A 13,431-nucleotide genomic window follows, 5' to 3' on the forward strand; every position below is an offset into this window, starting at 1 on the left:
GGGCGAGGAGGACTATGCCCTGTGCTTCGCCGTGCCGGTGGCGACGCCGGGTCTCAAGTTCATCGCCCGCGAGAGCTACGCCCGCGGCGGCAGCCGCTACGACCGGCCGCTCGCCGAACGCTTCGACGAGGGCGACGCGCTGGCCGTGTTCGACAACGTGCTGGTGCCCTGGGAGCGGGTGTTCATCTACCGCGACATCGTGGCCTACAACATGATGGCCCCGAGCTTTCCCGGCTACCTGCTGCTGCAGGCCAACGCCCGCGGGCGGGCCAAGCTGCGCTTCATGACCGGGCTGGCCTGCAAGATGGCGGATGTGCTCGGCCGCAGTGCGCTGCCGCGCTACCAGGAGTTGCTGGGTGAATTCCTGGCCCTGAACGAACTGGCCGATGGGCTGGTCGAGGCCAGCGCCCGGGAACTTGTCGTCCACGCGCAGGAAGAGTTCGCCAGGCAGACCGACCCCGGCTTCGTGCTGGAGGACGTGGCACGCGAGACGGCGTCGCTGTTCGCCTCGCCGAGCCGTGGCATGGTCGGGATCTCGATGCTGCGGTTTTTCCTGCCCGAGGTGAACACCAAGGTCAACGAGCTGATCCGTCTGATGGGCAGTTCGAGCCTGGTGATGACGGCGACCGAGGCCGACTTCGACAACCCGGCCACGGCGGGCGATCTTGAACAGTTCCTTGGCAACGAGCAGGCCAGCGCCCGCGAGCGGGTGCAGGTGATGAAGCTGGCCTGGGACGCGGTGGCCGGCGAATTCGGCGGTCGGCAGGAGATCTACGAGATCTTCTTTGCCGGCGATCCGTTCCTGTCGCGCCAGTTGCATTACTTCACGCCGCGGCGCGGGCAGTACCAGGCCATGGTCGACCGGCTGCTGCGCGAAAGCGGCGCCTGATCGGTCTGTGGCCCGTGAGCGGGCGTCGGCCGGAAGGCCCGCCGCCGGGGCGAATGTGGCGGTACCAGAGGCCCGCCCTCGGGTCGAGGCGTCTGAGTGACGCGTCTGGCGACGGTGCTACTGCCTCACGCAGCGCAGGTCCCGGCCAACTGGCCTGGCTCCAGCACATGCTGCGCCGCGGCCCACACGCGTCCAAGATCACGCGCCGTGTCGGGCGTGCTGAGCGTGCGGCGCCAGGCACGGGCGCCGGGCTGGCCCTGGAACAGCCCCAGCAGCGGGCGCGTCAGCGCGGTGATCGGCGTGCCGGCGCCGAGCTGGTGGTCCATGTACCCGATGTATTGCGCCAGCACCTGCGCGCGCTCGGGCGGGGGCGTGGCGGCGCCAAAGAGGCGCCGGTCAACGTCGGCCAGCAGCCAGGGCGAGTGATAGGCGGCGCGGCCGATCATCACCCCGTCCACGTGCCGGAGGTGCGCCAGCGCCTGGTCGAGGTCGGTAATGCCGCCGTTGATGACGATTTCCAGTTCCGGCCGCAGGCGTTTCAGGCGGTACACGGTCTCGTAGCGCAGCGGCGGGATCTCGCGGTTCTCGCGCGGAGACAGGCCATCCAGCCAGGCCTTGCGCGCGTGCACGGTGAAGTGCCGGCAGCCGGCCGCGGCCACACTCTCGACAAAGTCGAACAAGTCCTGGTCGCGGTCCGTGCGGTCGATGCCGATGCGGCATTTCACCGTGACCGGCACGGCCACTGCCGCCTGCATGGCCGCCACGCACTCGCCGACCAGCGCGGGTTCGGCCATCAGGCACGCGCCGAAGCGCCCCGACTGCACCCGGTCCGACGGACAGCCGACGTTGAGGTTGATCTCGTCATACCCGAAGTCCACCCCGATGCGCGCCGCCTGCGCCAGCTGCGCCGGGTCGCTGCCGCCCAGCTGCAGCGCCACCGGATGCTCGGCCGGGTTGTAGGCGAGCAGGTAATCCGGATCGCCGCGCAGCAGCGCCTGGGCGGTGACCATCTCGGTGTACAGCAGCGTGCAGCGCGAAAGCAGGCGATGCAGATACCGCGCGTGGCGGTCCGTGCAGTCCATCATCGGCGCCACCGACAGGCGACGCGACAGCGGGGCGGGGGAGGGGGTGTTCATGGCGCGATATTGTGCCAGCGGGCAGGGCGGCGATTGACACGCGCGTGGGGCGGGGTGTCTGATCGGGCCTGGCGGCGCGCCGCCGGTACCTGTTCCCACCGCATGAAGGAGCAACGCATGGCCGAACCGCTCATGGCCCAGAAGGGGCCCTATGTCGAGGAAACCGAGCCCGGTACCTATTGGTGGTGTGCCTGTGGCAGGTCGGGTGATCAGCCGTTCTGTGACGGCGCGCACAAGGGCACCGCTTTCATGCCGCTGGAGCACACGGTGGCCGAGAAGGCCACACTGGCCTGGTGTGGCTGCAAGCGCACCACCACGCCGCCGTTTTGCGACGGCTCGCACCGCGCCTTCTAGCGACTGTCCTGCCGTTCCCGACGCCCGCGTTTTCACGCGAAAACGCGGGCGTTTTCGTTTCTGGCAGCCGCCGGACGGGGTAGGGCTGCTCCGGCACGGCGCGCGGGCCCAAGTCCCTGATACATGCGGCGTGGTGCGGGCGCGCCCGCTGCGGCGAGATGAAAAATTTTCGGGACGGAGTTGTTCATCCTCTTCTGAAGGTTGCGGTCATGACCGATAGCGATAACCCCCTGTGGCAGCCGTCCGCGCAGCGCATCGCGGACGCCAATCTGAGTGCCTTCATCGCCCGCTACCGGCCGGGCGCGGATTACGCGCGGCTCTACGACTGGTCGGTGGCGCAGCCGGCGGCGTTCTGGCAGGCGGTGTGGGCGTTCTGCGGCATCGTTCACCACGCGCCGGCGCGGGCGGTGCTGGAGGATGCGGACCGCATGCCGGGCGCGCGCTGGTTTGCGGGCGCCACGCTCAACTTTGCCGAGAACCTGCTGCGCTGGCGGGACGACCATCCGGCGCTGGTGTTCCGCGACGAGACCGGCGACCGGCGCGAGCTGAGTTATGCCGAGCTCGCGGCGCAGGTGGGTGCCATGACGGCGGCGCTGCGGGCGTTCGGCGTGCAGCCGGGCGACCGGGTGGCGGGCTATCTGCCGAACATCCCGGAGGCGATGGTCGCCATGCTGGCGGCGGCGAGTGTGGGGGCGGTGTGGTCGTCGTGCTCGCCGGATTTCGGCGCCGGCGCGGTGCTGGACCGCTTCGGGCAGATCGGGCCGAAGGTGGTGTTCGTCTGCGGCGGCTATCACTACAACGGCAAGGCGCAGGACCGCCGCGCCGCGGTGGCGGAAATCCTCGCCGGCCTGCCGACGGTGCGGCAGGTGGTGGCGGTGCCGTACGGGCCGTGGCGCGTGCAGACGGCGCCGGTGGCGCTGCACGACTGGGATGCGCTGCTCGGGCGGCACATGGGTACCGAACCGTCCTTCATGCCGCTGCCGTTCGACCACCCGCTGTACGTGCTGTATTCGTCCGGCACCACGGGCGTGCCCAAGGGCATCGTGCACGGTGCCGGCGGCACGCTGCTGCAGCACCGCAAGGAACACGTGCTGCACACGGACCTGAAGCGCGCCGACCGGCTGATCTACTTCACCACCACCGGCTGGATGATGTGGAACTGGCTGGCCAGCGCGCTGGCCAGCGGCTGCACGCTGATCCTGTACGACGGCGCGCCGTTCGTGCGCCCGGCGGAGCTGTTCGACATTGCCGAGCAGGAGCGGGTGACGGTGTTCGGCACCAGCGCCAAGTATCTGGCGGCGGCCGAGAAGGCCGGTGTGCGGCCGGCGCAGACGCATGACCTGTCGGCCCTGCGCACGCTGCTGTCGACCGGCTCGCCGCTGGCGCCGGAGGGCTTCGATTATGTGTACCGGGACGTAAAGGCCGACCTGTTGCTGGCGTCCATCAGCGGCGGCACGGACATCTGCGGCTGTTTCATCGCCGGCAACCCCATCGGCCCGGTGTACCGCGGCGAGTTGCAGGCGCGCGCGCTGGGCATGGCGGTGCGTGTGTACGACGAGGCCGGGCACGAACTGCTCGGCGGGAAGGGCGAGCTGGTGTGCGTGCAGCCGTTTCCGTCCATGCCGGTCGGCTTCTGGAACGATCCCGACGGTGCCCGCTACCGGGCGGCGTACTTCGGGAAGTTTCCCGGTGTGTGGTGTCACGGCGACTATGTGGCGCTGAACGCGCGTGGCGGCATGGTGGTGTACGGCCGCTCGGACGCGGTGCTGAACCCCGGCGGCGTGCGCATCGGCACCGCCGAGCTGTACCGCGAGGTGGAACGCCACCCGCAGGTGCTCGAGGCGGTCGCCGTCGGCCACGACATCGGCGACGACGTGGAGGTGGTGCTGTTCGTGCGCCTGGCGGACGGCGTGGCGCTGGACGATGCCCTCAAAAAGCGCCTGCGCGATGCCATCCGCAGCAACGTCAGCCCGCGCCACGTGCCGGCGCACATCCTGGCCGTGCCGGACATCCCGCGCACCATCAGCGGCAAGATCGCGGAGCTGGCCGTGCGCGAGGCCATCCACGGCCGCCCGGTCAAGAACCGGGACGCGCTGGCCAACCCGCAGGCCATCGCGCACTTCAGCGCCGCGTTCGGTATGCCGGACGGCAGCACCTGAAGCGGCCTCATGGTCGTGCGGGCCTGCTGGCGGGCATCGCGTCAAATTCCTGCCGTGGGCGCGACCGCTGTGGTGTCGTCCGCCGGAATTGTGTCGCCTTGCTGAGGACTGTAATCCAACACATTGATGATAAATATATAAATTAATTGGCATCGCCTTTGCTTAGGCCTGTCCGCAACCTGACCCCAAGGAGCGGACACGCAATGGCGACGCGCGAAGTAGACATCGATCTCGGCGGCCAGCCGGACAAGAAGGCTGGTGGCATGAAGACGTGGCTGATCACGGCGGGCGGTGCACTGGTTCTGGTGGCTGCCAGCATCGGCGGCACGGTTGCCATGCTCGGTGGGGACAAGGCCGCACCGGCGCCGGCCCCGACCACCACCCCCAGCAAGCCCGACACACCGCCGAGCTACATGGCCCTCGAGCCGCCCTTCGTGGTGAATTTCGAGGATCAGGGCGCCATTCGCTTCCTGCAGGTGACGGTCGAGGTGATGACCCGTGACCCGAAGGTCACGGAGGCCATCACGCTGCACACGCCGGTCATCCGCGATCAGATGATCGTGCTGTTCAGCAGCAGCGATTACCCGACCCTGAGCAGCCGCGAGGGCAAGGAAGACCTGCGCCAGCAGGCACTGGCCACGCTCAAGCGCATCCTCGACGAGAACGGCGCACCGGACACGGTCGAGGGCCTGTACTTCACCAATTTCGTGATGCAGTGACATGGCGCGGGACGAGCTGCTGTCGGCGGACGAGTTGAGCGCCCTGATGGACGCCGCGCCGGACCGCGGCGGGGCCACGCCGGCGACCGGCGAGGCCCGTCCGTACGACCTAACCTGCCGCGTGCCCACTCAGGACGGTGCCGACCTGCCGGCCCTGGCGCGGGTCACCGAGTACTTCTGCGAGGGCATGGGGCGCTCCCTGACGCGCTACCTGGGGCGCGACGCGCTGGTGTCCATGCGTGGCTCGCAGACGCGCGAGTTCCGCGATTTCGTGCATGCCCTGCCGGAGCGCGCCAGCGTGCGTGGCCTGGATCTGGCGCCGCTGACCGGTGCCGGGGTGCTGGTCATCGAGCCGGCGCTGCTGTTCACCGTGGTGGAGAGCTTCTTCGGCGGCGGGCGGGCCAGCCAGGCGCCGTCCAATCGGGATCTCACCCCCACCGAGCGGCGCATGCTCGGCAAGCTGCTGGAGCTGTTGGTGCCCGAGTTGCAGGCGGCCTGGGCGCCGGTGTTGCCGCTGAGCCTGGGGGTGGCGGCCAGCGACGTCGACCCGCTGCTGGTGTCGCTGCTGGACCCGGCCGAGCTGGTGCTGGTGCACAGCTTCGAGGTGGCCTTGCTCGGCGGTGGCGGCGAGTTTCATCTGGCACTGCCGATGTCGACCTTGCAGGGCGTGTGGCCGGCGCTGCGGTCCGGCACGCAGGTCAGCAGCGGCGACGACGGCGCCTGGCGCGGCGCGATGCAGTCGCGCGTGCGGGCCGTGCCGTTGCCGCTGCGCGGCGTGGTGGCGCGCCGCCGCTCGAGCCTGCGTCAGGTGATGGCCTTTCAGGTTGGCGACGTGCTGACCTTCGAGCGCGCGGACAGCGCGCTGCTGGAAGTCGCCGGGCGGGCGCTGTTCGCCGGTGAGTTTGGAGTCTGTAACGGCAACAACGCCGTGTCGGTGACGCGCCGGTTGCCCCGGCCGCCGGCCGACGCGCCGGCCGACAACGTGGGAGACCCCTTGTGATGGAAACCGAACACGATGCAGTGACCCCGGCCCAGCCGGCCGCCGTGGCGCCGCCGGCGCCGTCGAGCGGGCGCGACATGGGGCTGGGCATGATCCTGGATATCCCGATCACCCTGACGGTGGAAGTCGGCCAGGCGCGCATGAGCATCGGCCGCCTGCTGGAGCTGGGACAGGGCGCGGTGGTGGAACTCGACCGGGTGGCCGGCGAGCCGCTGGACGTGCTGGCCAACGGCACGCTGGTGGCGCGCGGGGAGGTGATGGTGGTGGACGACAAGTTCGGCATCCGCCTGACCGAGGTGATCAAGTCGGGCACGCAGGCCCAGGGCGCGGGCTGATGCGTTACACGGCCCTTGTGCTGCTGTGTCCGGCGCCGGCCCTTGCATCGTCGTCGGCACTGGCGGCCAGCGGACAGATGCTGCTGAGCCTGCTGCTGGTGCTGGCGCTGCTGGGCGGCGTGTTCGTGCTCCTGCGGCGCCTGCAGGTGCGGCCGGGTGTCAGTGGCGGGCTGCGCTCGCTGGCGGCGCTCAGCGTCGGCACGCGTGAGCGGGTGGTGCTGCTGGAGGTGGCCGGTCGTCAGCTGCTGGTGGGCGTGGCGCCGGGCCGGGTGCAGACCCTGCTGGTGCTCGAGCCGCCGGCGGGCGAGGGCGCGTTTGCACGGCGCCTGGATGAGGCGATCGACCGCCGCGAGGTGACGTCGTGAGGCGGCTGGCCGCGCTGCTGCTGTTGCTGCTGCCGGGGGCGGCGCTGGCGCAGGCCGGCCTGCCGGCACTGACACTCAGTCAGGCCGCCGACGGCGGGCAGACCTGGAGCGTCAGCCTGCAGGTGCTGGCGGTGATGACCTTCCTCACCCTGCTGCCCGGGGTGTTGCTGGCCATGACCTCGTTCACGCGCATCGTGGTGGTGCTGGCCATCCTGCGCCAGGCGCTGGGCACCGGCCAGACGCCGTCGGCGCAGATTCTGGCCGGCCTGGCGCTGCTGCTGACGCTGTTCGTGATGGGGCCGGTGCTCGGCCGCATCAACAGCGAGGCGCTGCAGCCGTACCTGAACGAGGAACTGAGCCTGACCGACGCGGCCAGCCGGGCGCAGGCGCCGCTGCGCCAGTTCATGCTGGCGCAGACGCGCGAGAGTGACATCGCCACGTTTGCCCGCATTTCCGGGCGCGAGGCGGCGTTCGAGGGGCCGGACGCGGTGCCGTTCACGCTGCTGACGGCCGCCTTCGTCACCAGCGAACTGAAAACCGCGTTCCAGATCGGCTTTCTGCTGTTCGTGCCGTTCGTGGTGATCGATCTGGTGGTGGCCAGCGTGCTGATGTCGCTGGGCATGATGATGCTGTCGCCGATGATCATCTCGCTGCCGTTCAAGATCATGCTGTTCGTGCTGGTGGACGGCTGGTCGCTGGTGCTCGGCACGCTGGCCGGCAGCTTCTACCGGTGACCGGGCGATGACACCGCAAACCGTGCTCGATGTCGGTCGCGAGGCGCTGTGGATGTGCCTGCTGCTGGCCGGCGGGCCGCTGCTGGCCATGCTGCTGGTGGGTTTGCTGGTGGGCATGCTGCAGGCCGCCACGCAGATCAACGAGATGACGCTGAGCTTCGTGCCGAAGCTGATCGTGATGGCCCTGGTGCTGGTGCTGATGGGGCCATGGCTGGTGCAGACGCTGGTCGACTACACCCAGCGCCTGGTCACGTCCATTCCGGGACTGGTCGGCTGATGGACATCGACAGCGCCCGCATCGGTGCCTGGGTCGGCCAGTTCGTGTGGCCGTTCCTGCGCCTGTCGGCGTTCCTGCTGGCGGCGCCGCTGTTCGGCGCCCGCAGCGTGCCGGTGCGCGTGCGCATCACGGTGGCGGTGGTGATGACGGCCCTGCTGGTGCCGGCGCTGCCGGCGCCACCGACGCTCGACATGCTCTCGCCGCTGGGGCTGCTCACCGCGGTGCAGCAGGTCGGCATCGGCCTGCTGGGGGGCTTTCTGCTGCAGCTGTTCCTGGCCGCACTCACCTTCGCCGGCGAGCTGATTTCGCTGGGCATGGGGCTCGGGTTCGCCTCGCTGGTGGACCCGCAGAACGGCGTCAGCATTCCGATTCTGTCGCAGTTCTACCTGATGCTGGCGCTGTTGCTGATGCTGGCCTTCGACGGCCATCTGCTGCTGCTGGAACTGCTGGCGCGCAGCTTCACCACGCTGCCGGTGGCGCCGGTCGGGCTGCAGTTCGCCGATTTCCGCGCCGTGGCCGGTTTCATTGCCGACATGTTCGCGCTCGGCCTGCTGGTGGCGTTGCCGGCGGTGACCGTTTTGCTGGTGGTCAACCTGGCGTTTGCCGTGGTCAGCCGCGCCGCGCCGCAGCTGAACCTGTTCGCGATCGGTTTTCCGGTGTCCCTGCTGGTCGGGCTGCTGATCGTGCTGCTCACGCTGCCGGCGTTGCCGGGGCAGTGGGATGACATTTTCGGCCAGTCCGTCGGACATCTGACGGGCGTGCTGGCGGGGAACTGAGCATGGCCGAAGAAAGCGCCCAGGAACGTACAGAAAAGGCCACCCCCAAACGCCTCAAGGACGCCCGTGACAAGGGCCAGGTGGCGCGTTCGCGCGAGTTGAACTCGGCCGCGCTGGTGTTGCTGGGGTCACTGGGGCTGTGGCTGCTCGGCGAGCGGCTCGGCGGCGCCATGCAGGCGTTGCTGCGCAATGGTCTCAGCGTGCCGCGGCAGGCGCTGCTGGACCCGGCGGCGCCCGGTGTCTGGCTGGGGCAGGCGGCCGGACAGGCGCTGCTGGCGCTGTCGCCCTGGCTGGTGTTGGCGGTGGTGGTGGCGGCCCTGGCGCCGCTGATGCTGGGCGGGTTTCTGTGGTCCGGTGAAAACCTGCAACCGAAGTTCGAGCGCCTGAGCCCGGCCAAGGGGCTGAAGCGCGTGTTCTCGGCGCAGGGCGCGGTGGAGACCGGCAAGGCGCTGGGCAAGTTCGCGGTGGTCGGTGGTCTGGCGCTGCTGGTGATGTGGCAGATGGCGCCGGCCCTGCTGGGCCTGGGCGGCGAGCCGCTGCCGGCGGCCATCGAGCACGCCGGCAGTCTCACCGCGCGCGCGTTCTTCCTGACCGCGCTCGGGCTGCTGCTGATCGCCGCCGTGGACGTGCCGTTTCAGCTGTGGAACCACGCCCGCCAGCTGCGCATGACGCGTCAGGACATCAAGGACGAGATGAAGCAGACCGAGGGCAGCCCCGAGCTGCGCGGCCGCCAGCGCCAGCGCCAGCAGGAGCTGTCGCGCCGACGCATGATGCAGGACATCCCCGGCGCCAGTGTGGTGGTCACCAACCCGACCCACTACGCGGTGGCGCTGCGCTACGACGCCGGCGCCGACGGCGCCCCGCGTCTGGTGGCCAAGGGCGCCGACCTGATCGCCGCGCAGATTCGTGCCGCGGCCAAGGAGCACGGCGTGCCGATCCTGGAACAGCCGCCGCTGGCGCGCGCCCTGTACTACACGACGAAGCTCGGCGCCGAGGTGCCGCGCGAGCTGTACACGGTGGTGGCGCAGGTGCTGGCGTGGGTGTACCAGCTGCGCGCCGGCCACACCGACCTGCCGCAGCTCGATCCGCTGCCGGTATCCGACGAACTGCAACGGCCACGCGGCGGCGTGGCGGCCGACCCGGCCTGAGCCTGAGGAGATCGCGACGTGAACACCGCTGTCATGAGCATGGGCAACATGCGCGCGCTGATGGGCCTCGGCCTGGGTACGCCGCTGCTGGTGCTGACCCTGCTGGGCATGATGCTGATCCCGCTGCCGCCGCTGGCGCTGGATCTGCTGTTCACCTTCAACATTGCCCTGTCGCTGGTGGTGCTGCTGGTGTCGGTGTACGCGCTGCGGCCGCTGGACTTCGCGGTGTTTCCGACCCTGCTGCTGGTGGCGACGCTGCTGCGCCTGGCGCTGAACGTTGCCTCCACGCGGCTGGTGCTGTTGAACGGCCACACCGGCCCGGGGGCGGCCGGGGACGTGATCGAGGCCTTCGGCTCGTTCGTCATCGGCGGCAACTACGCGGTCGGCCTGGTGGTGTTCGTGATCCTGATGATCATCAACTTCGCCGTGGTCACCAAGGGTGCCGGGCGCGTGTCGGAGGTCAATGCCCGCTTCACCCTGGATGCCATGCCGGGCAAGCAGATGGCCATCGACGCCGACCTGTCGGCGGGTGTCATCACCCAGCAGCAGGCCCAGGCGCGGCGCGAGGAGGTGCGTCAGGAGTCCGACTTCTACGGCGCCATGGACGGTGCCAGCAAGTTCGTGCGCGGTGATGCCATCGCTGGCGTGTTGATCCTGCTCATCAACATCCTGGGCGGTATCGCTATCGGCATGGGCCAGCACGGCATGAATGCCGGCGACGCCATGCGCGTGTTCAGTCTGCTGACCATCGGCGATGGCCTGGTGGCGCAGGTGCCGTCGCTGCTGCTGTCGGTGGCGGCGGCCATCCTGGTCACCCGTGTGTCGCAGGCGGAGAACGTGTCCACCCAGGTCAGCAGCCAGCTGCTGGCCAACCCGACGGCGCTGGGCGTGGCCGGCGGCCTGGTGACGGTGCTGGGCGTGGTGCCGGGCATGCCGCACTTCGCCTTCCTGACCCTGGGCGGCGGGCTGGCGGCCACCGCCTGGCAGTTGCGCAAGCGCCGGGCCGCGGCCGACGCGGCGGCGCAGGCGCCGAGCGCCAGCGCCGCGCCGGTGGCGGAGGAGCACAAGGAGCTGGGCTGGGAAGAGGTGGCCGGTGTCGACCTGGTGGGGCTGGAGGTCGGCTACCGCCTGATTCCGCTGGTCGACAAGGCGCAGGGCGGCGAGCTGCTGGCGCGTATCAAGGGCGTCCGCAAGAAGCTGTCGAAGGACCTGGGCTTCCTGCTGCAGCCGGTGCACATCCGCGACAACCTGGACCTGCCACCGGGCGGTTACCGGCTGACGCTGATGGGCGTGACCGCCGGCGAGGGCGAACTGCTGCCGGACCGCGACCTGGCCATCAATCCCGGTCACGTGACCACGCCGTTGCCCGGCGTTGCCACCAAGGACCCGAGTTTCGGCCTGGACGCGCTGTGGATCGAGCGGGGGCTGCGCGAGCAGGCGCAGATGGCCGGCTATACGGTGGTCGATCCGGCCACCGTGGTGGCCACGCACCTGTCGCAGGTGCTCACGCGCTGCGCCCACGAGCTGCTGGGTCACGAGGAAGTGCAGCAGCTGCTCGATCGTCTCGCCGCCCAGGCGCCGAAGCTGGTGGAGAACCTCACCCCCAAGGTGCTGCCGCTGGGCACGGTGCTGCGCGTGCTGCGCAACCTGCTGCAGGAAGGAGTGCCGATCCGTGACCTGCGCAGCATTGCCGAATCTTTGGCGGAGCACGGGGGGCGAAGTCAAGATTCTGACGTTTTGACGGCGCTGGTTCGTGTGGCGATCGGTCGCAGCATCGTTCAGGAAGTGTTCGGAACGGCGCCAGAGCTAGCGTTGATGACGCTTGAGCCCGATCTGGAACGCATTTTGCTGAAAGCCGTGCAAGGCGGCGATGGCGCGCTGGGGCTCGAGCCGGGATTGGCCGAGCGTCTACGCGAATTGCTGGTGGAGGCGGCGCAACGCCAGGAGCTGCTCGGGCAGCCGGCGGTGCTGGTGGCGCCCAACGCCTTGCGGTTGTGGCTGGCGCGCTTCGTCCGGCACCTGGCAGTGGATCTGAAGGTGCTGGCCTACGAGGAGCTGCCGGAGAACCGCCAGGTGCGGGTGGTGGCGAACATCGGTGGGCGCTGATGCGGCGTTCATGACACGGAGAAACGAGCATGCAGATCAAGTGCTACAGCGCGCCCGACATGCGCCGGGCCTTGCATCAGGTGCGCAGCGTACACGGCCCGCAGGCCATCATCCTGTCCAGCCGCCGCGTGGCGGATGGCGTGGAGGTGATCGCGGCCGACGAGTACGACGCGGCCTTGCTCGACCGCCTGGCAGCGGCCGAGGGCGGCGATGTGTCGCCGCTGACCGCCGGCAAGATATCGCCGGCGGTGGCGGGAAGCATGGAACCGTCCGGCTGGAACGCCGACCCCGCCATCGCCCAGCTGCGCCAGGAACTCACTACCTTGCGCGGTTTGCTGGAGGCGGAGCTGCGTCACTCGGCGCAGGCCCGGCGCAGCCCCTTGCAGGCCCGTCTGGCGCAGTACCTGGAGCAACTGGGTCTGGATGGCGGGCTGATCACCGACCTCATCGGTGCGGTGCGTGAGCAGCAGGACCTCGGCGTCGCCTGGCGCGAGGCGCTGGGCACGCATCTGGCGGCGCGCATCCCGATTGCCGACACCGACATGCTCGCCGACGGCGGCGTGGTGGCGCTGATCGGCCCGACCGGTGTCGGCAAGACCACCACCATTGCCAAGCTGGCGGCGCGTTTCGTGCGCGAGCACGGGGCCCGTCATCTGGGGCTGTTGACCACCGACAACTACCGTATCGGCGCTCACGAGCAACTGCAGAATTACGGTCGCATGCTCGGCGTGCCGGTGCAGATGGTCGAATCCGCGGACGATCTGCGCATGGCGCTGGCGGCGCTGTCGCACAAGCGCCTGGTGCTGGTCGACACCGCCGGCATGAGCCAGCGCGACCTGCTGCTCGGGGAGGCGCTGGGCAGCCTGCAGGGCGTCGCCCTGCGCAGTTACCTCACGCTCGCCAGCAATGCCCATCCGTTCATGCTGGACGAGACCATCGCCACCTTCGGGGCGCTGCCACTGGCCGGCTGCGTGCTGACCAAGCTGGACGAGTGCCCGGCGCTGGGGGCGGCGCTGTCGTCGGTCATCCGGCACCGCTTGCCGGTGGCCTGCATCACCGACGGCCAGCGGGTGCCGGAAGACCTGCGCGTGGCGCGCGCTCGCGATCTGGTCAGCCGCGCGGCACAGCAGGTGTGCGCCCGTGCTCCGCATGGCGCGGCGCGTGTGGCGACCGCCCCGCTGGCCACGGCCGACACGGTGGCGGCTCATGCTTGAGGCCAGCTTCGATCAGGCGCAGGGCCTGCGCGGGCTGCGCGATGCCAGCCCGGTGCGGGTGATCGCCATCACCGGCGGCAAGGGTGGCGTCGGCAAGACCAATGTGGCGGTCAATCTGGGCGTGGCGCTGGCCCAGCGCGGTCAGCGCACGATGCTGCTGGACGCCGACCTGGGCCTGGCCAACGTCGACGTGCTGCTCGGTCTGCAGCCGCGCCGGAC

General features: G+C 69.8%; 15 protein-coding genes. 14 read left to right on the forward strand and 1 reads right to left on the reverse strand.

Going from position 1 to position 13,431, the window contains the following annotated elements:
• On the forward strand, nt 1-889 hold an 889-nt coding region (locus ABYX71_RS06190; RefSeq protein WP_372695635.1), incomplete at its 5' end, for a 4-hydroxyphenylacetate 3-hydroxylase C-terminal domain-containing protein.
• A 125-nt stretch (nt 890-1,014) separates the two neighbouring features.
• On the opposite strand, the gene dusA is transcribed toward ABYX71_RS06190, so the two are convergent.
• Complete coding sequence (gene dusA / locus ABYX71_RS06195) at nt 1,015-2,025, reverse strand: tRNA dihydrouridine(20/20a) synthase DusA (RefSeq protein ID WP_372695636.1); 1,011 nt, start codon at nt 2,023-2,025, stop codon at nt 1,015-1,017.
• A 117-nt stretch (nt 2,026-2,142) separates the two neighbouring features.
• On the opposite strand from dusA, the gene ABYX71_RS06200 reads away from it, so the two are divergent.
• The 13 genes from ABYX71_RS06200 to ABYX71_RS06260 all read left to right on the forward strand — a co-directional run.
• Complete coding sequence (locus ABYX71_RS06200; RefSeq protein ID WP_372695637.1) at nt 2,143-2,379, forward strand: CDGSH iron-sulfur domain-containing protein; 237 nt, start codon at nt 2,143-2,145, stop codon at nt 2,377-2,379.
• Between the two features lie 209 nt (nt 2,380-2,588).
• Nucleotides 2,589-4,538: an acetoacetate--CoA ligase gene (locus ABYX71_RS06205; protein ID WP_372695638.1), complete on the forward strand. Its 1,950-nt coding sequence runs from the start codon at nt 2,589-2,591 to the stop codon at nt 4,536-4,538.
• Between the two features lie 203 nt (nt 4,539-4,741).
• A complete protein-coding gene (fliL, locus tag ABYX71_RS06210) occupies nt 4,742-5,257 on the forward strand; it encodes a flagellar basal body-associated protein FliL (protein WP_372695639.1) in 516 nt (171 codons plus the stop codon).
• A gap of 1 nt (nt 5,258) precedes the next feature.
• Nucleotides 5,259-6,257: a flagellar motor switch protein FliM gene (locus ABYX71_RS06215; protein ID WP_372695640.1), complete on the forward strand. Its 999-nt coding sequence runs from the start codon at nt 5,259-5,261 to the stop codon at nt 6,255-6,257.
• On the forward strand, nt 6,257-6,592 hold the full coding sequence (gene fliN, locus ABYX71_RS06220) for a flagellar motor switch protein FliN (RefSeq protein WP_372695641.1): 336 nt from the start codon (nt 6,257-6,259) through the stop codon (nt 6,590-6,592). The genes ABYX71_RS06215 and fliN overlap by 1 nt, the downstream gene beginning before the upstream one ends.
• Nucleotides 6,592-6,957, forward strand: coding sequence for a FliO/MopB family protein (locus ABYX71_RS06225; RefSeq protein WP_372695642.1), 366 nt, complete (start codon nt 6,592-6,594; stop codon nt 6,955-6,957). Before fliN ends, ABYX71_RS06225 begins: the two co-directional genes overlap by 1 nt.
• Complete coding sequence (gene fliP / locus ABYX71_RS06230) at nt 6,954-7,691, forward strand: flagellar type III secretion system pore protein FliP (protein ID WP_372695643.1); 738 nt, start codon at nt 6,954-6,956, stop codon at nt 7,689-7,691. Before ABYX71_RS06225 ends, fliP begins: the two co-directional genes overlap by 4 nt.
• 7 nt (nt 7,692-7,698) lie before the next feature.
• A complete protein-coding gene (fliQ, locus tag ABYX71_RS06235) occupies nt 7,699-7,968 on the forward strand; it encodes a flagellar biosynthesis protein FliQ (RefSeq protein WP_372695644.1) in 270 nt (89 codons plus the stop codon).
• Entirely contained in the window at nt 7,968-8,744 is a 777-nt protein-coding gene (fliR, locus tag ABYX71_RS06240) for a flagellar biosynthetic protein FliR (RefSeq protein ID WP_372695645.1), read from the forward strand. The genes fliQ and fliR overlap by 1 nt, the downstream gene beginning before the upstream one ends.
• Before the next feature lie 2 nt (nt 8,745-8,746).
• The gene (gene flhB, locus ABYX71_RS06245) at nt 8,747-9,892 is read left to right on the forward strand and encodes a flagellar biosynthesis protein FlhB (protein ID WP_372695646.1); all 1,146 of its coding nucleotides are present in this window, start codon (nt 8,747-8,749) and stop codon (nt 9,890-9,892) included.
• Between the two features lie 33 nt (nt 9,893-9,925).
• Entirely contained in the window at nt 9,926-11,998 is a 2,073-nt protein-coding gene (gene flhA, locus ABYX71_RS06250; protein WP_372695649.1) for a flagellar biosynthesis protein FlhA, read from the forward strand.
• Between the two features lie 29 nt (nt 11,999-12,027).
• The gene (flhF, locus tag ABYX71_RS06255) at nt 12,028-13,212 is read left to right on the forward strand and encodes a flagellar biosynthesis protein FlhF (RefSeq protein ID WP_372695647.1); all 1,185 of its coding nucleotides are present in this window, start codon (nt 12,028-12,030) and stop codon (nt 13,210-13,212) included.
• Nucleotides 13,205-13,431 (forward strand): P-loop NTPase (locus ABYX71_RS06260; protein ID WP_372695648.1); only part of this gene is annotated, 227 nt, incomplete at its 3' end. The genes flhF and ABYX71_RS06260, both read left to right, overlap by 8 nt.

Source organism: Immundisolibacter sp., assembly GCF_041625615.1.
GTDB lineage: Bacteria > Pseudomonadota > Gammaproteobacteria > Immundisolibacterales > Immundisolibacteraceae > Immundisolibacter.

Coding starts and splice junctions, on each gene's coding strand:
- fliQ (WP_372695644.1), top strand. CDS start 7,699: ATGACACCGCAAACCGTGCTCGATGTCGGTCGCGAGGCGCTGTGGATG.
- fliR (WP_372695645.1), top strand. CDS start 7,968: ATGGACATCGACAGCGCCCGCATCGGTGCCTGGGTCGGCCAGTTCGTG.
- ABYX71_RS06215 (WP_372695640.1), top strand. CDS start 5,259: ATGGCGCGGGACGAGCTGCTGTCGGCGGACGAGTTGAGCGCCCTGATG.
- ABYX71_RS06225 (WP_372695642.1), top strand. CDS start 6,592: ATGCGTTACACGGCCCTTGTGCTGCTGTGTCCGGCGCCGGCCCTTGCA.
- ABYX71_RS06200 (WP_372695637.1), top strand. CDS start 2,143: ATGGCCGAACCGCTCATGGCCCAGAAGGGGCCCTATGTCGAGGAAACC.
- flhF (WP_372695647.1), top strand. CDS start 12,028: ATGCAGATCAAGTGCTACAGCGCGCCCGACATGCGCCGGGCCTTGCAT.
- dusA (WP_372695636.1), bottom strand. CDS start 2,025: ATGAACACCCCCTCCCCCGCCCCGCTGTCGCGTCGCCTGTCGGTGGCG.
- fliN (WP_372695641.1), top strand. CDS start 6,257: ATGGAAACCGAACACGATGCAGTGACCCCGGCCCAGCCGGCCGCCGTG.
- flhB (WP_372695646.1), top strand. CDS start 8,747: ATGGCCGAAGAAAGCGCCCAGGAACGTACAGAAAAGGCCACCCCCAAA.
- fliL (WP_372695639.1), top strand. CDS start 4,742: ATGGCGACGCGCGAAGTAGACATCGATCTCGGCGGCCAGCCGGACAAG.
- flhA (WP_372695649.1), top strand. CDS start 9,926: ATGAGCATGGGCAACATGCGCGCGCTGATGGGCCTCGGCCTGGGTACG.
- ABYX71_RS06205 (WP_372695638.1), top strand. CDS start 2,589: ATGACCGATAGCGATAACCCCCTGTGGCAGCCGTCCGCGCAGCGCATC.